We start from the raw sequence: 18,889 nt of genomic DNA, 5'->3' as shown, positions 1-18,889 counted from the left end.
GCGGTGCGGTAACCCGCCCACCTCCACTTCACGCCTGCTGTGTGCATGAATGCCGAGGCAGAGTGGGGGCTAAGTTGGGGCACCCCACGGCGTACTCTCAGTGCGCTTGGGGCGCCCCTTCCAGTCGTCAGAACCGGTACGTCGAAGTCAGCGTGTACGTCCGCGCCTGCCCATAGAAACAATCCCCTCGCGCCAGGCACTGCGTGATGTGCACCTTGTCCGCCAGGTTCACCACGTTGAAGGCCACGCGCCAGTCGCCGGCGTCATACGCCACCATGGCGTCGGCCAGCGTGGCGGCCGGGGTGCTGATGGCGCTGGTGCCGCTCCACTGCGAGCCGGTGTAGCGCACGCCCGCGCCCACCGTCCAGCCACCACGGCCTTCGCTGGCGAAGCGGTGGCTCAACCAGGCGGATGCGGTGTGGCGCGGGGTGCTGGCAACGGGCTGGCCCTGGTCGCCGGTGTTGCTGCGGCTGATCTTGGCGTCGGTAAAGGCGTAGCCGACCGTGAAGTCCCAGTTGCGCGCCAGGCTGGCCTGCACTTCGGCCTCAAAACCTTTGACCTTGACCTCGCCGATCTGAAGGCTGTTGAGCGGGTTGCCCGGGTCGGTGGTCTTGCGGTTCTTTTCGCGCAGCTGGTAGACGGCGGCGAAGGCGTTGATGCCCTGGCCAGGCGGCTGCCATTTCACACCGGCCTCCCACTGCTCGCCGCGCTGGGGCTTGAAGGGGGTGCCGTAGGCATTGGCGCCGCCCAGCGGCTGGAAGGACTCGGAGTAGCCCGCATACGGTGCCCATCCACCATCCATCTGGTAGGTGACGCCCGCGCGTTTGCTCCAGGCCTTGTCGTCGGCTGCAGCGGCGGGTCGGCCTTCGGTGTCGCTCTTGGCGTTGTCGTGGCGCAGGCCCAGCGTGGCGGTCCAACGGCCCCACTTGATCTGGTCCTGGGCGTAGAAGCCCAGCTGGCGCTGCTCGACGCTGGGCACGCGTGCCAGGGCCGATGCCGATGGCGCCGTGAAGTTGCCGTACACGGGGTTGTACACATCGATGGCCGGTGCCACGGCGCGCCAGCTTTGCTGGCCCCAATGGTTGCGCTGCACATCGAGGCCACCCAGCACGGTGTGCTCGGTTTCACCCCAGCGCAGCTTGCCTTCGACCTGCGTATCTACCAGCAGCATGCGCGCGTTGCCCAGCGTCCACGAGGCGTCGCGCAGCACGGTGCGGTTGTCGGCGTTGAACACGGGGCGCGCGGGGCGGCCCAGTGCGGCATTGGCGGCAAAGCTGGTGTACAGCGTGCGGTAGTCCACGTCGCTCACACTGCGGCGCAGGTTCTGGCGCACAGTCCAGGCGCTGTCGATCTGGTGGCTGAACAGGTAGCCCCAGGAGGTGCTTTCGGAGTTGTAGCGGTCCCAGCCGGGTTCGCTGATGAAGGTGTTGGTCGGGATCTGCCCGTAGCGGTTGGGCAGCTGCGTGCCCTGCCAGGGGAAGAAGCCGATGAGCGAACCGCTCTTGTCCTTCTGGTGCGTGAGCTGCAGCGTGAGCGAGGTGGCGGCGCTGGGCTTCCAGGTGACGGTGGGGGCGATCACTAAGCGGTCGTCGCGCACATGGTCCACCTGCGTGTCGCTGTCGCGGCCCACGGCCACCAGGCGGTAGAGCCATTCGCCATCCTGCGTGAGCTTGCCGGTCATGTCGGCGGCGAGCTGCTTGCGTGCGTTGCTGCCCAGCTGCACTTGCACTTCGCGCTGCGTTTCGGCTTGCGGGCGCTTGCTGGTGAGGTTGAGCACACCGCCCACGCTGCCCTGGCCATACAGCACCGACGAGGGGCCGCGCAGGAACTCGACACGCTCCAGCGTGTAGGGGTCGGGCCGGGTGTCGTTCCAGTAGCCGATGAAGCGCACCATGCCATCGAGGTACTGCGTCACGTCACCGCCGCGCGCCTTGAAGGTGTCCTGGCGGCTGTCGAAATAGTTGGACACGGCGCCTGCCGTGTACGCCGTCACCTGGCGCAGCGTCTGCACGCCCTGGGCCTCCATCTGGTCGCGGGTGATCACGCTGATGGCCTGCGGGGTTTCGATGAGGGGCGTGTCGGTTTTGGTGGCGCTCAGGGCGCGTTTGGCCACAAAGCCGGTGACCGGCGCGGTGGGGCTTTCCTGCTCGGCGCCCGCACTCACGGTGACGGGGGCCAGGGCTTTCTCTGCAGCGGGCGCCGTGGGAGCGGTGGGGGCGGTGGGGGCGGTGGTGGCTGTGGGGGTGGCCTGCTGCGCATGGGCGGCGCCGCACAGGGCGAGCAGGGCCGCGTGCGCGATGGCGGTGCGGCAAACGGTGATGCCAGATTGCATGGTGCTGTTTCTCCGATGGTTGAAAAAAGGGGGCGGGCCCGAAGGCCAGGCACGGCGCGTGGAGTGCCAGGAGCGCTTGGCTTTCGGGGCTGGCGATGGGACAGGCGCAGCCTTGGCGCTGGTCTTCAGAACGTGTAGTCCAGCGACACCTGAAGGCTGCGTGGCGTGCCGGGCACCACGGCGCCAAAACCGGCGGCGGTGGTGGTGCCGTCGATGTAGTAGCGGCGATTGCCCGCGTTCTTCAGGTTGGCCTGCAGCCGCACGCCGCCTGCAAACTGGTAGCCCACGGCCAGGTCGACCACGGTGTAGCCTGGCAGGCGCCACTTGTTGTCGTTGGCCGTGAACTTGTCGCCCTGGTGCACCAGGCCACCACCCACCCACAGGCCGGGCAGTTGCGGCAGGCGGTACTGTGTCCACAGCGATGCGTTGCGGCGCGTGGCCCGCTCGACGCGGTTGCCCACGTTGGCACCGGCCGTGGTGTCGGCCAGCACCTTGGGGTCGTGGAAGCTGGTGTTGGCCGTCACCGTCCAGCCGGGCGTGATGCGGCCCTGCAGCTCCAGCTCGATGCCCCTGATGCGCTGGCGCGCGGTGAGCACCGAGTAGCCGGGGCGCGCCGGGTCGGTGGCGGGGGCGTTGGTCAGCTCCAGGTCAAAGGCCGACACGGTGGTCATCAGGCGCTGGTCCAGCCATTCCTGTTTCCAGCCCACCTCCAGCTGCTTTCCCTCCGAGGGCGGGGCCGATTGCGCCCCCCACACCAGCGTGCCCGAGTTGGCCTGGAACGAGCGCGCATGGCTCGCGTAGAGCATGGTGCCCGGGCGAGGCTCCCAGCTGATCGCCGCGCTCGGCTGTGTCTTGGTCACGTCGGTGACGGGCGTGGTGTAGGCGTCTTTGAAGCGGTCGTGGCGCAGGCCCAGCAACAGGCCGAAATCGCCCAGCACCATGCGGTCTTGCACAAACACACCGGTGTTGCGGGCGTCGGAGGAGAGCTTGCCCACGCCCGTGGAGGCCACGGGTGGCACCAGGCCTGCAACGGGGTTGTAGAGGTCGATAGCGCCCAGGTTGCCTGTGGTGCGCGCGCCATAGAAGCCCGCAATGGCGCGCCAGTCCAGGCCCGCCAGCACCGTGTGCTTGACCGCGCCGGTCTGCAGCTGCGCGCGCAGTTCGGCCAGAGCCGTGTCCGACGTGTATTTTTGCCCCGGCGCCATCCAGTAGCCGCGCGCCACGCGGCCGTTGGTCACCGGGCCCATGGGCGACACGATGTTCACGTTGCGAAAGGTCTCGTTGCGCGACAGGTGCACGCGGCCTTCCACCTGGTCCGAAAAGCGGTGCTGCAGCTCGGTGGAATAAAAGCGCAGATGGCCATCGGTTTTCAACCAGGGCTCGCCGTAGAACGCGCCCACCGGCAGCACATCCGCGCTGCGTGGATTCTTGGGGTCGGGCACGGCCAAACCGGAGGTCGAAGTGCCGTCGATGCTTTGGGTCTCGGCCTGCGCGCGCCAGACGGTGTCGGGCGTGATCTGCCACTCCAGGCTGCCTGCAATGCCTTGCTTGCGCGGGGTGTTGCCATCCACAAAGCTGCCGCCCCGGCTGGCGCCACCGTCCAGGCGGTAGCGCAGCGTGCCGTCGGTGTTGAGCGGGCCGGTCAGGTCAAACTCGGCACTGCGCCAGCCATGGCTGCCTGCGCCGATCTTCACGGTGCGCAGTGGGTCGGCCTGGGGGCGCTTGCTCACGTAGTTGACGAGGCCGCCCGGTGCGACCTGGCCAAACTCCAGCGCGGCCGGGCCCTTGATGACTTCCACCCGCTCGATGTTGAACAGCGGTGGGTCCAGCAGGTGGATGAACTTGGCGCCGTCGCGCAGGAAGTTGTAGGTGTTGTTGGCCCACAGCCCCCGGATGGAGAACTGCGAGTACGAGCCGTAGTACTCGCTGCGCGACGACACGCCCGAGGCATTGCGCAGCACATCGCGCTCGGTGGTGGCCATTTGCTGCTCCAGCAACGCGTTGTCGATCACGCTGACCGAGCGCGGCGTCTCCAGCACCGACAGGCCCAGGCGCGAGCTGCTTTGCGCGCGCCGTGCGGGCGTGGCGGCTTCGCCTGCCGTGGAGTCGATGACATCGACCTGGCGCAAGGAGGGGGCGGCTGCTGGAGCGTCGGAGGGTATAGGTGCGGGTGCTGTGCTGTTCTGCGCGAACGCGGTGCCGCACACAGCCAGCAGTGCGGCTTGCGCCACCGCGGTGCGCAAGAGATTGGGGTGAATCATGGCGCTATCGAAGTAATAGCTGTCGGCGCTTTTACGTAAAGCGCTACAGCCCATTTTTAGTGATATGAATGCCAGCCGCCCGAGCGTGCCAAGGCAGTACCACGCGCCCCGAGAGGGCGGTGGTTTGTGCGGCTAGCAAATCGGCGGTGGCGGCAGCCGGGGCTCAGTGGGCCTTGGGCGGCTCGGGCAGGGCGGGCGACGCCATGCCGTCGGCCAGCACAAACGTGAGCGTGGTCACGTAGCTGGCTTCGCCGTACTTCTCGCCTTGCACTTCGCCGGGGGTCTTGTCGCTGTGCTTTACCTCGGCCACGTACTGGCCCTTCCAGGGGGTGATGAAGGTCACCGTGCCGTCTTCACCCGCCTCGGCTTCGCGCGTCCAGCCCGACGGGGCGGCCAGCTGCACCTTGGCCTTGGGCAGTGGCGCACCCTTGTAGACCACCTTCAGCTCGCCGGGCTTGCCGGTGGGCACCAGGTCCAGCGGCGCGGTGGGTGCCACGGGCTTGGCCAGGCTGGCCACCCAGCGGGCGGAGGGCTGCCAGATCATGGCAGGCAGGTTGCGCTTGCTGCGGTCGATCAGCGGGTAGGTGGCGGCGGCGAACAGCGTGTCGGGCGTGCCCGTGGTGGTGTAGACAAAAGCGTCTTTGGCGAGCTGGCCTTCCACGCGCTGGGCGGCGGCACCTGCGCGTTGTTGTTCCAGTGCGGGCACACCCTTGAACTGGTCCAGCCGGCCGGGCGAGGTCTCGCGCAGGTTCTCGTTGAACTCGCCAAAGTGCAGGCGCGCCTGGCCGCCAGCGTTTTCGAGCCAGACCTGGTGGGCTTGGGCGGAGTTCACCGCGGTGAGGGCGCCGCAGGCCAGCAGGGCGGACAGCAGCGGGGCTTGGAGGCGTTGGTTCGAGGACATGGACGTTTTCCTTTCGGTGGTTTGGTGACAGCAAAAACAGCGGAGCGCAGTGCTCCACACCCCCGGCGCTACGGGGGAAAATACTCATTTTTTGATAGCTGCCTGCGCTTGTTGGATAAGCGCTGGGTGGCTTTTCTGACCCTGAAATGGGTCTTGGCAGTGCCTGTGTGGCGCGGGTTGCCGCTTTAGAAGTCCACGCTCACGCTCAGCGACAAGGTGCGCGGCGCACCCACCACCAGGTAGCCCGAGCCGGGGTAGCCGCCGACTGAGGCCCAGTAGTTGCGGTTGGTCAGGTTGTCGATGCGGGCGCGCAGCGTAACGAGCTTGCCTTGCACTTCCGTCATATAGCGGGCACCCACGTCGAGCCGGTTCCAGCCGGGCACGCGCAGGGTGTTGGTGGCGTTGGCATAACTGGCGCCGGTGTGCACCCAGCGGCCGTCCACGGCCAGGCCCGGCACGCCGGGCACGTCCCATTCCGCCCCCAGGTTGGCTTGCAGCTTGGGCACACCGATGACGCGCTGGCCGTCGGTGGCGGCAGCGCCGGTGGTCAGCTGCTTGGCATCCAGCCACGTTAGGCCGCCCAGCAGGCGCAGGCCCTGGGTGGCCTCGCCTTGCACGGCCAGCTCGATGCCCTGGTGGCGGTCCTTGCCGCTGGTGCTGAAGAGGTTGGCCGCGTTCAAAAACGCACGCGGCTTGGTGGTGGAGAACAGCGCCACGCTGCCGCCCACGCGGCCGGCGTCAAACTTGATGCCCACTTCCTTTTGTTTGGAGACATACGGCGCCAGCATCTCGCCCCGGTTGGTCGCCGTGCTGGGCGCGGTCTGGCCCTGGCTCAGGCCTTCCACATAGTTGGCATACACCGACAGGCCCTTGTTGACCTTGTAGACAGCCGCCAGCAGCGGGCTGGTGCGGCTCTGGTCGTAGCGGTCGGTCTGCAGCCCGGTGCCGTAGTCGTAATTGGCGATCTCCATCTTCTGGTGGCGCAAGCCCACGGTGAAGAGCATGCGGTTGTCCATGAACGCCATCGTGTCACCCAGCGCAAAGCTGGACAGGCGCGTGCTGCCGGTGCGCAGGGGATTGGCCAGGTCGCCGCCAAACAGGGTGTTGGCGCTGAAGCCGGGCAGGTTGGTGGCTATGGGGTTGTAAAGATTGGTGGCGTGCGTGTTGCGCCAGTCCATGGCGTAGGCGTTCTTCTTTTCGAAGTCGTAGTGCGACGCCACCGCCACCCATTCATGCCCAACGCTGCCGGTCTGCAGCTTGCCACGCAGGCCCAGCTCGCCGGTGTTCACGCTGTCCTTGCGGGTGTTGTCAAAGCGGTAGGTGGTGGCGGCGCCGCCGGCGGCGTTGGTCACCGTGAGGTTGGCCAGTGAATTGGCTTCTTCGCCACGGCGCGCGCCCGCCGCAGCCCAGGCCGTGGTGCTGGGCGACAGGTCCCACTCGCCACGCAGCGTGCCGAACACATCGCGTTCGTTGGAGTAGCTCCAGGGCTGGGCAAAGTTGGTCTGGTTGTCGGGCACGCTCGGCACCGTGGTCACAACGCTGCCCAGCGTGACGTTGGTGCGGGTGTTCTTGAGCTTGTGGTCCTGCCAGCCGATGTCGCCCGACAGGCGCACGTCACGGCTGCGCCAGTCCAGGCCCACGGCCAGCAGGCCGAGCTGCACGTCTTCGTGGTCCACCGCCGTACCGCCATTGCGGGCAGCAGCATTCACGCGGATGCCAGTGTTGCCATCCGGCCCGAAGCGGCGGGCAATGTCGGCCGCCACCTGCGTCTGGCCGCCGCTGGCTACGCCAAAGGTCACGCGGTTCAAGGGCTCGTTGGGCGCGCGCTTGGGCAGCAGGTTGATGCTGCCGCCCAGGCCGCCGCCGTTGGGGCTGGCGCCGTTCAAAAAGGCCGATGCACCGCGCAGCACCTCCACACGCTCGAACAGCTCGGTGGCGATGTATTGGCGCGGCAGCAGGCTATACAGGCCGTTGTAGGCCGTGTCGTCCGAATCGAGGATGAACCCCCGGATGAAGAACGCCTCCTGAAAATTGCCAAAGCCACGTGCCACGCGCACCGTGGGGTCGTTCTGCAGCACATCGCCCACGCTGCGGGCATGGCGGTCCTGGATCAGTTCGTTGGTGTAGCTGGTGATGGAAAACGGCGTGTCCATCGCGTCCTTGGTGCCCAGGATGCCCGCACGGCCCCCACGGGCCACCTGGCCGCCGGGGTAGGCGGGCGACAGGCCTTGCACCGATGCGTCGGCGCTGGCGTTGACCGTGACGGTGGACAGGGTTTTGCCGTCGGGCTCGGTACCGCTGGCCGTCGCTTGCGCCCAAGCGGCGGGCGCGGCCAGTGTGAAGAGCAACGCGGCGGCCAGTGCGGCTGGGGTCAGGGTAGGGCGGCGAGGGGAATGGGAATTGCGCATGGCGTGGTGAAGGTGCGGGGAATTTTCAGAGTGGCGTGGCGTTGGCGTTGGTGCCCGCTTCGTCGGCATCGGTGTGGGGTTTGTCATGGTCGCGTTGCGCAGTGGCCCTTGGCGTGGTGCGCGGCCAGCAGGTCCAGCCCATCACCACCACCGGAATGCCCAGACCCACCCACGACCACCAGTCGCCCCAGGTGTCAGACACCAGTGCCGTGATGAGGCCGGTGGTGGTCAGCACACCCATCAAGATGGGCCAGCCCCACAGCGACCAGAAAGGGCTCGCCTTCATGCGCGGCCCTCCGTGCTTGGCAGCGCGCCGCCAGTGCGTGCGGCAGCCGTTGGCGGCAGGCCGGTGTGGCCGTGCACGGTGGCGGCCGCCGTGGCGGTGCTGGTACTGGCGTTGCCCGCCTGCGCACCTTTGCGCAACCACAGGTACAACCCGCTGCCCAGCACCACGATGGTGGCAATGTCGAGCAGCGCCCAGAGGATCTTCATCGGCATGCCGCCGTAGTCGCCAAAGTGCAGCGGCTGCGAGACCAGCAGCGCAGTCAGGTACCACGGCAGCTGGGGCGCGGCAGTGACCTGCGCCGTGCGCGCATCCACCAGCACTGGCTTGAGCAGGCGCGAGGTGAGCGGCTCGTTGCCACGCAGAAAAAACGTGTTGTGATGCGGGCTGGAGAACGCCGTGCCCGGGAACGCAATGAACGACAGCTTGGTGCCCGGCGCCTGGGCCTGCGCCACCTCCAGCGCTTGTTGCAGCGGGCCACGCTCTGCGGCGGGCACGATAGGCTGGCCCTCATAGGGCTTGAGCAGCACCGACAACTGGTCGTACTGCCAGTACTTGATGAGCAGATCGGCCCACGTATTGATCATGCCCGTGCCGCCCACCACAAACGCCCACACCAGCGTGACGATGCCCAGCAGGTTGTGCAGGTCCAGCCACTTCACGCGGGTCGAGCGATCACGCCGCACCTCGCCAAACGCGAGCTTGCGCATGAACGGCGCATACAGCACCACCCCCGTGACGATAGCCACCAGCAGCAACAAGCCCATGAAGCCCAGAAACAGCTTGCCCGGCAGCCCCGCAAACAGGTCCACATGCAGCTTGAACATCACGTACATGAACCCCTCGTCAAACCGTGGCTGCGCCAGCACCTGGCCCGTGCGCGCATCCACCGCCACGGAGCGGAAATCGTCCGTGGGCGCCGGTGTGGGCGTGAGCGTGACGAACCACACGTTGTCATCGTCCTCCGCGTGCGACGCGAACTGCACCACACGATCCGGGTGCAGCGCCTGCGCAGTGGCCAGCACCTTGTCGAGGCTGGCGCGCGGCGTGTTGGCGGGCATCGCAGGCGCCTCCACCTCGGTGCCCAGCAGGTGGCCAATTTCGTGGTGAAAGATCAGCGGCAGGCCGGTGATGCACAGCAGCAGCATGAAGACGGTGCACACCAGGCTGGACCACTTGTGGGTCCAGCTCCAGCGGCGCAGGGCGGTGGGGCTCAGCATGGTGTGGAGGTGGGGTGGCAGGGGCCGGGCTGGCGCACACCCGCCACGCCGGCACCCGGAGCGGGCATGGCGGCAACAGAGAGGGGGCAGAGGAAGGAGTGGTTCAAGCCAGACAACCCGAAAACATCGAAGGACGGTGGGTGCTGGCTGCAGCCTTAGAGCAGGTCTAAGTGGGAGGCTGTGGCTTGCGTGTACCTAATTTTACATTGCAAATAGGAATTGTTTGTATTCGTAATGATGATGGGGCTGGGTGTGTTGGGAAAAAGCCCGATCCCGTGGTGCGAAGAATGGTTTTTTAGGGGGCAGGGCAGAGGATTTGTGGAAGCAACCATCTGGCCGTGGCGGCCTCCGGTATCGTGTTTGCAGACCCTGGGGCGCTACTTGGGGGTCACAGGCGGCGATGGCGTTGCATTCCCAGCCGCGTCGGTTCCATTCGTTCTGCCATTGGGTAGCCCGGAAGTTGGCGGTCCAGCACGCGCCTTGTACCTGTTTGCAGGCTATGGTCTCTCCGACCCAGCGTGCTGATTTTCACGGGATTTATGCTTGGACACATGAATGGTGTGTATTGGTTGCAAGCCCTCGCCGTAAGTTGTTCACAGAAAAACACTTTGCCAAAAATTCTCGAAATTATTAAAATTATCCCTTGAGTTCTTTGAAATGAATTATTTGAGTGTCAATTTATACTAGGATTGTAATATGGGCGAAGCCGTTTCATTAATATCCGTTGTCGCTTCTGTTTTAAGTGCTGTCGGCGGTGCGTTTGCTTGTGTTGCCGCCTTTAGATCAGCCGGGCACGCAAAAGAAGCTTTTAATGACAGTCAAAAAGCAGAAAAGAGGTTTGCCCTCAGACAGCTTTCTCTAACAGCACATCAAGTTTGCGCGGAGGTGGATCGTATTAAATGGGTGGCCCAAGGACTTAAGGCTGCCTATCAGACGCTGGCAGTTTTTTCCGGCGTAAGTGAAGGGTCTCGTGTAATTCTCTACGACAAAGAAATAGATGAAAAAATTAAGGTGGCTGACGCCTTGGTAGGAAAGGCGAGACCTTTCATTGAATTTCAAAAAGCACTACTCAATGGGCCGCTTGACGAAATTAGCGGTAGAGAAATTGCGATGTCGCAGCACTTGGTTGAGGCAATGGCATTGAGGGAAGAAATTGAAATTGAGCTATCCGAAGTTCAGGTCCAAAATGCAGTACATAGAGAAATGGCTATAAAAAATGCCAAGGGTAATTCTTCATAATATGGGATTAAACCTTGCTCCTTGTGGTCGCTGGTCGCTGCGCGATGAAGCCACGCAGCGCCGACTAGCGCTACGCTAGACCGCATGGGTTGCATCATTCACTTCGCGGGCCGCGAGGCTGATGTGGAAAGCCTTGTCGCGCTGAGTCCGGTTGAGCCGTGCCGCGTTTGGCGGCGCGGTGTCCCGTGCAGTTCCCGGCCGAATAGTCGGCCTGCAGTGACTTCTGGGCTGACCTTGGTGGTGAGTGACGCTGAGTTTGAAGACCTGGAGCAGCAGCAGGCCGACGCAATCCAGTTTCTCCGTGCCCATTCAAGCATTTTGAAGAACATGAGCGAAGTCGCAGGCGTGGAGCACGCGACTTTGGACTTTGGGATCGCTATGCGCGATGTGGTCGTACAGTCTGACCATTTCCCCGTCGACCTGATTGCGGCGCTGGCGGTCGCTGGCTGCGGCATGGAGTTAACGCAGTTTCCAACGGGACGCAAGGCGAAGAACCTCAAACGCTATCGCAAGGCGCTGCGTTCCGGTCAGCTTCGACGTTAAACCTCTGCAGTTCCTGCCCCATGCTTGCCTCCGGTCGTTTCGAGCTCCGCCCCTTCGCTGAATCCGATCTCCCCTCCTTCGTCGAGGCCGTTCTGGAGTCCACTGCCACCGTCGGGAAGTGGATGCCCTGGGCCCATCCCAATTACTCAACCGCCGATGCTGCATCCTGGTTTGCGCATTGCGAGTCCGAGTGGGAGCGCGGTTCCAGCTACGAGTTCGGCATTTTCGACGCCGGGTCCAATACCCTTGTGGGCGGCTGCGGCCTCAATCAATTCAACCTAGTCAACGGCTTCTGCAACCTGGGCTACTGGGTCCGCCAGTCCTGGCAGCGCCAAGGCGCAGCGCTCGCCGCCGTTCAGGCACTCAGTCAGTTCGCCTTTGCAGAGCTCAAGCTGGGCCGCGTTGAAATCGTCGTGGCCCAGCCCAACACACCCAGTCTCAGCCTGGCCGAGCGGTCGGGCGCAGTGCGAGAGTGCCTCGCGCGGAATCGGCTCAAGGTGCATGGCATCTTCACCGATGCCTATGTCTTTTCCCTCGTCCCGCCTCAATACCGCGCCTTGAGCGCCACCGTCACACGCCGCGGCTCGCCATAAAAGTTCTGGCGCGAAATGCCTGACACCTTCTCGTAGTAGGTCTTGTCCAGCAGGTTGTCCACCGACAGGTTCAGAGACAGGTGGTCGTTGATCTGGTAGCCCACCTGGGCGTTGAACACTGCGTAGCCCGGTGCGTTGATGCGCAACGCACCGCTTTGCGCAAAGAACTCGCTGCGGTAGGTCATTCCGCCGCCCACGCTGAAGCCGCGCAGCGCCGGGCTGGTGAAGGCATAGCGGGTGAACAGGTTCACGCTGTGGCGCGGCGTGACGGGGCTGAACACCTGGCCCTGCTGCGCCACGGGGGCCTGGAGGTAGCGGGTGTCGTTGTAAGCGTAGCCCGCCACGATGTCCCAGCCGGGCTGGAGCTGGCCGCTGACCTCGGTTTCGAAGCCTTGCGCGCGCACCTTGCCGCCGGCGATGTAGGCGTTTGCCACCACCGGGTCGGCGATGGCGCGGTTTTCGTCAATGATGCGAAACAGCGCTGCATGGGCCTGCAGGCGCTTGTGCAAAAACTCGCCCTTCACGCCCAGCTCCACTTGCTTGCCTGTGCGTGGGGCAAGCAATTGCTTGGCCGCGTTGAGCTGGCTTTGCACCACGAAGGTCTCTGCATAGCTGGCGTAGCCGGTGTACTGCGGGTGGAAGTCCCACATCAGAGCCAGCGACGGCACGAACTGGCGGCCGGGGTCTGCCGATGCGGTGACTGCGCCCGTGCTGGTGCTGCGCGTCACCACCTCCGCCCACGACAGACGCCCGCCTGCCAGCAGCTTGACCGTGTCGGTCAGGCCGATCTGCGCCTGCCCGTACAGCGCGTTCTCGCGGCGCGTGACGATCGAGGTGAAGCCCGGTAGCCGGATGTCTGGGTAGGCCAGGTCGTAGTGGGGCTGCCGCAGGTTGAACGGCACGCTGGGGCCGTAGGCGTAGTTGCCGTCCCAGCTCTTGCCCTCGTTGTGGCTGGCGCCCACCAGCAGCTTGTGGGTGCGGCCTGCCACCTGCACCGGTGTGGCCAGGAAGGCGTCGTAGTTGCGGGTGCGCACGTGAAAGTCGCCGTCCACGGTTTCCATGGTGAAGCTGCCGTCGGCGGCCAGGGCACTGTTGGCGCGGGCCGAGCGGTAGAACGCCGTGCGGTCGATGTCGCGCGCGGACAGGCGCACCAAGCCGCCGCCATCCAGCCGGTGTTCCAGCTCTGCGAAAACGTCGGTGGTCTCCAGGTCTTGGCGGTTGGCGCGCAGGCCGGCAAAGGCGCCGCGGGGCAGGTCGGCCAGGCGGCCATCGGCATAGGTGGGCAGGCCCTGGTCGATGGCGGCGCGCACGCGTTGCTGCGCCGCGCCCACCGACACGGTGGTGGAGGGCGCGATGTCCCATTCCAGCGTGCCGTAGCCCAGGCGCTTGTTGTTGAACAGGGTGTCTACAAAACTGTCTTTGTCTTCCACCACCGCGACGGCGCGCGCGCGGATCGTGCCTTCGGCATTGAGGCCGCCGCCCACGTCTACGGTGCCCCGGCGCAGGCCGAAGGAGCCCGCCGCCGCATCGGCGCCAATGGCCAGCTTGGCCGGGGCGCGCTTGCGCACCAGGTTCACGGTGCCGCCGGGCTCGCTCGCGCCCTGCAGCAGGCCGGCCGGGCCGCGCAGCACTTCGATGCGGTCATACATGGCCGTGTCGAGCGTGCTGTAGTTGCCCTGGGGGATCGGAACGCCGTCGAGCTGGATGGAGCCCAGATCGAACCCGCGCGCCTGGAAGGTGTTGTAGTTGCCCGCACCATCAAAGCGCGTGACCGTCATGCCGGTGCTCAGCTTGATGGCGTCTTCCACCTTGGTCAGGTTGCGGTCATCCAGCTGCTGGCGCGTGACCACGCTGAGGGACTGCGGCGTCTCGCGCGGTGCCTGCTGGAGCTTGCCCACGCTGACTTCGCGGGCGGTGTACTGGCCCGAGCCTTCGGTCCCCGCGCTGTTGGCCTCGTCGGTCACCTTCACTTCGGGCAGCGCTGTCGTGGTTGGGTTGCCCGTGGTGGGACTGGAGCTGGTCTGTGCTTGCGCCGTTGCCACGGTGGCCAGCAGGGCGGCAAGGGCCAGTGGGTGCATTTGCATGGTGCTTCTCCTCCTCGGTGTTTGATATATGCTATTAAATTAATAGCTTCTAGCGCTTATCCATCAAGCGCTAGCAGCCAAAATTCTTCAAATTTGCGTGCTGCGCCTGCAGGCGCAGCATCAGAACCGCGTGCGCAGCGTCACCTGCACCGCGCGCGGCGAGCCGGGCAGGATCAGGTTGTCGTTGCTGCCGTGGGCCGACACGTAGTACTTGCGGTTGGCCAGGTTCTTGATGTTCACGTCCACATCCCACTGGCCGAGCGTGTACTGCAGGGCCGCGTCCAGCGTGGTGTAGCCGGGCAGGGTGACCAGATTGGTCAGCGAGGTGAAGCGCGCACCCACATAGTTCACGCCGCCGCCCACGCGCAGGCCGTGGCCCAGGTCCTTCATGGCCCACAGGAACGCCGAGTTGCGCGGCGTGAGTGCGGGCACCTTGCCTTGGGCGGCGATGGCGGCGGTGGGCAGCTGTGTGGATGTGGTGGTGGCCAGTGACTTCGTCATGCGGCCGTCCAGCCAGGCATAGCCGGTGCTCACGTCCCAGCGGCCGGGCAAGCGGCCGTTGGCGGTCAGCTCCAGGCCGTTGGTGCGCTGGGTGCCCACGTTGATCTGGCGTCCAGGGTTGGCGGGGTCTGTGTTCTTGATGTTGGTGCGCTCCAGGTTGAAGAGCGCGCCGGTGACATTGAGGCGGCCGTCCAGCAGGTCGAGCTTGACGCCGATTTCCTTGTTCTCGGTGATCTCTGGTTCGGCGCCGGTGTTGTTGGCGGCCAGCGCAAACGCTTCGGCCGAGGGCTGGAAGGATTTGCTGTACGACACGTAGTACGACACCACATCGCTCGGCTGCCACACCAGGCCCGCGCGAGGGCTGAACTTTTTGTCGGTGCGCGAGAGCGTTGCGAGCTTGCGGTCGAACGTGGTCTCTTGCCCGAAGACGTCGTAGCGGGCGCCCACCAGCGCCTTCCATTGGGGCGCCAGCGTGATCTGGTTTTGCCAGTACAGCGCGGCCGTGTCTTGCGTGGTGTGGCTGGGGATGGCGCTGTCGGCGTTGTAGTTGGCCGTTGGGATGGCGGGAGCAGGGCGGTTGCCGGGGTTGAAGAGTGGCACGCGGTCTGCGCCACCGGTGACGGACTCGGAGCGTTTCTTTTGCTGGCCCAGTTCCACACCCATCAGCCACTCCTGCTTCAAGCCGCCGAGCTGGTTGCGCCACGTCACGTCGGTCTGGTTGAAGAAGCCTTTTTCATCGCGCAGGATGAACGAGCGCGTGCGGCCCACGGTCAGGTTCACCGGGTCGGTGGTGCCGCCGGGCAAGGTGTTGTAGCGGTCCAGCGTGTAGTCGTACAGGCGCGTGACGTTGCGCACCGACCAGTCGTCGTTGAAGCGGTGGTTCAGCGTGGCCGCGAACGACTGCATGGTGCTGGTGGTGGTGTCGTCCTGCGCGGCGTTGCTGGAGCCGTAGTAGGTGCTCGCGGGCACGTTGACTGGGCGGCCGTTGAGCGCAGGGATGCCGAAGTCCGTCAGGCGCTTGTCGCGCGCGTTGGTGTACTGCAGCAGCAGGTCGGTCTGCGCCGCGAGCTTGAGCGCGAGCGAGGGCGCGAAGTTGTGGCGCTTGACGAACTGCTGGTCGCGGTAGCTGCCCGAGTCTTCGACGGCGGCGTTGATGCGGAAGGCGGCGGTGTCGCTGATGCCCACATTCACGTCGGCCGTGGCGCGGCGGTAGTCAAAATTGCCCAGGCCCAGCGATGCCTCGCCCGAGGTCTCGCCAAACTTGGGCTTCTTGGTCACGCGGTTGATCAGGCCACCCGACGATCCGCGCCCGTACAGCACTGCGGCAGGGCCCTTGAGCACTTCCACACGTTCGATGTCGGCCAGGTCGCGGAAGTACAGCGCATCGTCGCGCACGCCGTCCACAAACTGGTCGGCAATGGCGGTAAAGCCGCGTATCACCACCTGGTCGCGCTGGCCGTCGCCATGGCTCATGGCCACGCCCGGCACGTTGCGCAGCGCGTCCTCCATGGAGCGCGCGCCCTGGTCGCGCAGGAGCTGCGCGGGCACCACGTTCACCGCCTGGGGCACGTCGCGCAGCGGCGCGCTGCCCTTGGTGGCCGTGCTGGCGGCGGCGGGCGAATAGCCGTCGTCGTCCGCGCTGGATTGCACGGTGACCTCGCCCAGCGTCTGCGGCGTGGTCTGCGCAACTGCAGGGGGCGGCGCCGTCGTCTGCGCCAGTGCTGTGCCACACAGCGTGGCAAGCAGGGCGGCCACCAGCGGGTGGAGGCGATAGGGGGTTGGTGTGTAAGCGTGCATGGTTTTCCTTGGAGTGAGCGCAACGCGGTTGGCGAAAAGCCCTTGCACCTCGTGGCCTGGCGCGTGCCGCGAAGGCCCGCTGTCTGGGATGTGGTGGGGCCGTGAAAACAGAAAAGCGAGATCGAGCCCGAGCGGGCTCAGCGCACGGCTGCGGGAGCGTGGAGCCTGGCTATCACCACCCCAGCGCCCGCGCCAGCAGGCCCGCCAGCAGGGCGGCGCCAGCCAGTTCGGGCGTGCGCCGGGGCTGCCAGGTGACGGTGGCCGTGACCGCCACGGCGGCCACCGACAGGGCCACGGACCATGCCGTTACGCCCAGGGATGCCGGCACGCCCCCCGGCGGGTGCGCCGCTGCCAGCCACAGCGAAAGCACCAGCAGCAGCCAGCCCGAGCGGCGCAACGCCACCAGGCGGCGCATGGAGCCTTCCTGGCCCAGGGCGTCTTCGTGGTGGCGATCCATGCCCAGCGCAATGGCCGACCAGGCGGCAAAGCACAGAAGAAAGGCAGACATGGCTCAGGCTCCCGAGGTGGAGGTTTCGGCAGGCGCCACGGGCACCGACGGGGCAGGCCGCGCGGGTCGCGCACTCCGTGCAGGCGCACCGCACCGGGGCGTGCGACCAGGGCGCACACGCCACGCCAGCCAGCCCAGCAGCAGCCCGGTGGCCAAAAACGACAGGTCCATGCTGGCCCACACCCATTCGCGCGCGGGCAGGCTCACGCCCAGGTGGGTGTGTGTGGTCAGCGCGTTGATCAGCGGCAGCGCGACCCACACCAGGCCCGCAGCGGCCAGCGGCACCGTCCAGCCCAGGCGGTGCGGGCGCACCACCGCGCAGGCCAGCGCCCACAGCAGCGTGATGCCCCAGGCGCTGAAGAACCAGGCCAGCTCTGCATCCGCTCGGCCCTCGATGCCCACAGGGATCAGGCGGTTGGCGGCCAGGTACACGCCACACGCCAGCGGCAGCCCGGCCAGTGTCGCGATGTTGATACCAGCCACCAGGCGCTCGCCAAACGGCGCTTTGGGGTGCGCAGCGGGCGCGTTGCTGGTTGTGTTGCTGGTCGTTTTGGCCGCCCCTTGGCGGCTGGCCTGTGTCTGCGACTTGGCGCTGCGCTTGACCGACCACAGCACCATGCCCGTGGCAATCATCAGGCTGCCCAGCACCCCAAAACCGAACAGCGCCCAGCGCAGGCCCACATCGGCAAACCGCGCCATGTGCAGGCCATACAGCACACCATAGGTCTTGACGGCGGGGCTGATGGCATCGGCCTGGTCCAGCCATTGGCCGGTGGTGGCATCAAACAGCAGGCGCGGTGGGCGGTACTGCAGGCGGTCGCCTTCGTGGCGCGTTACCTCCACCACGGCGCGGCCGTTGGCATCGCGGCGCGCCTGCACGCTGCCGATGCGCCCGCCCTGCCAGCGGGTGGTGGCCGCGTCGATGATGGGCTGCAGGGCGATGGCGGGCAGGGGTTCCACCTTGTCGCCCGCACCCCGGCGGGGACGGCTTTCGGGCTTTTCGCCCTGCAGGTCGGCAAAGTACGCGTTGGAGTCCACGCCTTTCTCGTTCTTGTAGTTGGCGGCAATGCCCGCAGGCATGTACAGCGTGTGGAAGATCATCAGCCCGCTGAAGGTGATCATCAGATAGAACGGCAGCACCAGCACGCCGCTGACGTTGTGCGCATCCAGCCAGGCACGCTGCCCGCCCTTGGTAGGGCGGAAGGTGAAGAAGTCCTTGAAGATGCGGCGGTGTGTGATCACGCCGGTGATGAGCGCCACAAACATCAGCATCGTGGCCACGCCCACCACCCAGCGGCCTTGGATAGTCCAGCGGCCTTTTTGCGCAGTGCGCAGCTCGAAGTGAAAGCGGTAGAAAAAATCACCGCCCATGGTCTGGCGCGCCTCGATGGGCTCGCCCGTCTGCGGGTTCATGCGCAGCGTTTCAAAGCGCCCGTTGCCGGTGCCGCGCCAGAGCATGTTGACGGCTGGGTCGCGGTCATCGGGCAGGTGCAGGATCCACTGGGTGACGTCGGGGGCCTTGCGCACCAGCGCGTCCACGGACTTCTGTGCCACCTGCGCATCGGCCGCGTCGGTGCGCGGCAGCCCGTGCATCTCGGGCCGCATCCACAGGTTGAACTCGTTCTTGAAGAACGACAGCGTGCCCGTGAGGAAGATCGCAAACAGCAGCCAGCCGAGGATGAGCCCTGCCCAGGTGTGCAGCCACGACATCGCTTGGCGAAAGCCTTCGCGGTCGGCGCTCTTGCGCACGGTGGAGGTCGCTGTTGTCATGGCGTTCCCCTCATCCATTGCGGCGCCATGGCGCACGCGCCCAGTGCCAGGGCGGGCAGCAGCGTGCCGCCCCAGGCGCCCCAGGCCGTGCGCGCATAAAACGCCCATCCCGCCGCCATGGTATAGGCCAGCCAGGCCAGCATGGTGGCGGTCAGCACGGCCTCCACGCGCGGCATCCACAGCGCCAACACCAACGAAAGCGCAGCGGTGAACCCTGCCGCCAGCGCATAGCCGCCAGCGATGGCCGCCATGGCGCGGGAGGTGATGGCCAGGCGGTAGCGCCAGTCAACGCGGGCTGCCTTCATGGCCGACCTGCGGCGGCACCCAGCGCGGTGCGGCCTTCAAAAAAGGAGAGAAGCAGAACTCCTGCAGGGCAGGGGCTGGCGGTGCTGCGCGGCATCAGAAAGGCTCCAGGCAGTAGGTGTCGTACGGCAAACGTACAAACGCTG

At 65.9% G+C, this 18,889-nt stretch carries 14 protein-coding genes; 3 read left to right on the top strand and 11 right to left on the bottom strand.

Annotated features, from left to right (window positions below):
• Positions 1-127: 127 nt before the first annotated feature.
• The 6 genes from ACODS0_RS25680 to ACODS0_RS25655 all read right to left on the bottom strand — a co-directional run bounded on the left by ACODS0_RS25680 (position 128) and on the right by ACODS0_RS25655 (position 9,405).
• The gene (locus tag ACODS0_RS25680; protein WP_488837990.1) at positions 128-2,332 is read right to left on the bottom strand and encodes a TonB-dependent siderophore receptor; all 2,205 of its coding nucleotides are present in this window, start codon (positions 2,330-2,332) and stop codon (positions 128-130) included.
• 125 nt (positions 2,333-2,457) lie between these two features.
• A complete protein-coding gene (locus ACODS0_RS25675; RefSeq protein ID WP_488837988.1) occupies positions 2,458-4,593 on the bottom strand; it encodes a TonB-dependent siderophore receptor in 2,136 nt (711 codons plus the stop codon).
• A 163-nt stretch (positions 4,594-4,756) separates the two neighbouring features.
• Positions 4,757-5,494 (bottom strand): TonB-dependent receptor, encoded by a 738-nt coding sequence (locus ACODS0_RS25670; protein ID WP_488837986.1) that lies wholly within the window; start codon positions 5,492-5,494, stop codon positions 4,757-4,759.
• Between the two features lie 185 nt (positions 5,495-5,679).
• Complete coding sequence (locus tag ACODS0_RS25665) at positions 5,680-7,902, bottom strand: TonB-dependent receptor (protein WP_488837984.1); 2,223 nt, start codon at positions 7,900-7,902, stop codon at positions 5,680-5,682.
• A 25-nt stretch (positions 7,903-7,927) separates the two neighbouring features.
• Positions 7,928-8,188 carry a hypothetical protein gene (locus tag ACODS0_RS25660; protein ID WP_488837982.1) on the bottom strand — a complete coding sequence of 87 codons (261 nt, stop codon included), beginning with the start codon at positions 8,186-8,188 and terminating at the stop codon, positions 7,928-7,930.
• On the bottom strand, positions 8,185-9,405 hold the full coding sequence (locus tag ACODS0_RS25655) for a PepSY-associated TM helix domain-containing protein (protein WP_488837980.1): 1,221 nt from the start codon (positions 9,403-9,405) through the stop codon (positions 8,185-8,187). The genes ACODS0_RS25660 and ACODS0_RS25655 overlap by 4 nt, the downstream gene beginning before the upstream one ends.
• Positions 9,406-10,101: 696 nt before the next feature.
• Between ACODS0_RS25655 and ACODS0_RS25650 the strand changes: the two genes are divergently transcribed.
• The 3 genes from ACODS0_RS25650 (at position 10,102) to ACODS0_RS25640 (ending at position 11,780) form a co-directional block, all read left to right on the top strand.
• Positions 10,102-10,644 (top strand): hypothetical protein, encoded by a 543-nt coding sequence (locus tag ACODS0_RS25650; RefSeq protein WP_488837978.1) that lies wholly within the window; start codon positions 10,102-10,104, stop codon positions 10,642-10,644.
• A 240-nt stretch (positions 10,645-10,884) separates the two neighbouring features.
• Positions 10,885-11,187 (top strand): hypothetical protein, encoded by a 303-nt coding sequence (locus ACODS0_RS25645; RefSeq protein ID WP_488837976.1) that lies wholly within the window; start codon positions 10,885-10,887, stop codon positions 11,185-11,187.
• Positions 11,188-11,207: 20 nt separating this feature from the next.
• Positions 11,208-11,780, top strand: coding sequence for a GNAT family N-acetyltransferase (locus ACODS0_RS25640; RefSeq protein WP_488837974.1), 573 nt, complete (start codon positions 11,208-11,210; stop codon positions 11,778-11,780).
• On the opposite strand, the gene ACODS0_RS25635 is transcribed toward ACODS0_RS25640, so the two are convergent.
• From ACODS0_RS25635 to ACODS0_RS25615, 5 genes are all read right to left on the bottom strand, one after another.
• Positions 11,732-13,864 (bottom strand): TonB-dependent siderophore receptor, encoded by a 2,133-nt coding sequence (locus ACODS0_RS25635; protein WP_488837972.1) that lies wholly within the window; start codon positions 13,862-13,864, stop codon positions 11,732-11,734. The two genes, ACODS0_RS25640 and ACODS0_RS25635, sit on opposite strands and share 49 nt — an antisense overlap.
• A gap of 120 nt (positions 13,865-13,984) precedes the next feature.
• On the bottom strand, positions 13,985-16,162 hold the full coding sequence (locus tag ACODS0_RS25630; protein ID WP_488837970.1) for a TonB-dependent receptor: 2,178 nt from the start codon (positions 16,160-16,162) through the stop codon (positions 13,985-13,987).
• A gap of 172 nt (positions 16,163-16,334) precedes the next feature.
• The gene (locus tag ACODS0_RS25625) at positions 16,335-16,670 is read right to left on the bottom strand and encodes a DUF3325 domain-containing protein (RefSeq protein WP_488837968.1); all 336 of its coding nucleotides are present in this window, start codon (positions 16,668-16,670) and stop codon (positions 16,335-16,337) included.
• Between the two features lie 3 nt (positions 16,671-16,673).
• The gene (locus tag ACODS0_RS25620; protein ID WP_488837966.1) at positions 16,674-18,440 is read right to left on the bottom strand and encodes a PepSY-associated TM helix domain-containing protein; all 1,767 of its coding nucleotides are present in this window, start codon (positions 18,438-18,440) and stop codon (positions 16,674-16,676) included.
• Positions 18,437-18,745, bottom strand: coding sequence for a DUF3649 domain-containing protein (locus ACODS0_RS25615; RefSeq protein WP_488837964.1), 309 nt, complete (start codon positions 18,743-18,745; stop codon positions 18,437-18,439). Before ACODS0_RS25615 ends, ACODS0_RS25620 begins: the two co-directional genes overlap by 4 nt.
• Between the last annotated feature and the right edge of the window lie 144 nt (positions 18,746-18,889).

It is taken from the genome of Acidovorax sp. FG60, from assembly GCF_057808995.1.
The sequence above is the reverse complement of the archived record's forward strand: the minus strand, read 5'-3'. Positions and strand labels throughout refer to the sequence as shown.

Coding starts and splice junctions, on each gene's coding strand:
- ACODS0_RS25665 (WP_488837984.1), bottom strand. CDS start 7,902: ATGCGCAATTCCCATTCCCCTCGCCGCCCTACCCTGACCCCAGCCGCA.
- ACODS0_RS25675 (WP_488837988.1), bottom strand. CDS start 4,593: ATGATTCACCCCAATCTCTTGCGCACCGCGGTGGCGCAAGCCGCACTG.
- ACODS0_RS25630 (WP_488837970.1), bottom strand. CDS start 16,162: ATGCACGCTTACACACCAACCCCCTATCGCCTCCACCCGCTGGTGGCC.
- ACODS0_RS25670 (WP_488837986.1), bottom strand. CDS start 5,494: ATGTCCTCGAACCAACGCCTCCAAGCCCCGCTGCTGTCCGCCCTGCTG.
- ACODS0_RS25635 (WP_488837972.1), bottom strand. CDS start 13,864: ATGCAAATGCACCCACTGGCCCTTGCCGCCCTGCTGGCCACCGTGGCA.
- ACODS0_RS25660 (WP_488837982.1), bottom strand. CDS start 8,188: ATGAAGGCGAGCCCTTTCTGGTCGCTGTGGGGCTGGCCCATCTTGATG.
- ACODS0_RS25680 (WP_488837990.1), bottom strand. CDS start 2,332: ATGCAATCTGGCATCACCGTTTGCCGCACCGCCATCGCGCACGCGGCC.
- ACODS0_RS25650 (WP_488837978.1), top strand. CDS start 10,102: ATGGGCGAAGCCGTTTCATTAATATCCGTTGTCGCTTCTGTTTTAAGT.
- ACODS0_RS25615 (WP_488837964.1), bottom strand. CDS start 18,745: ATGAAGGCAGCCCGCGTTGACTGGCGCTACCGCCTGGCCATCACCTCC.
- ACODS0_RS25640 (WP_488837974.1), top strand. CDS start 11,208: ATGCTTGCCTCCGGTCGTTTCGAGCTCCGCCCCTTCGCTGAATCCGAT.
- ACODS0_RS25620 (WP_488837966.1), bottom strand. CDS start 18,440: ATGACAACAGCGACCTCCACCGTGCGCAAGAGCGCCGACCGCGAAGGC.
- ACODS0_RS25625 (WP_488837968.1), bottom strand. CDS start 16,670: ATGTCTGCCTTTCTTCTGTGCTTTGCCGCCTGGTCGGCCATTGCGCTG.
- ACODS0_RS25655 (WP_488837980.1), bottom strand. CDS start 9,405: ATGCTGAGCCCCACCGCCCTGCGCCGCTGGAGCTGGACCCACAAGTGG.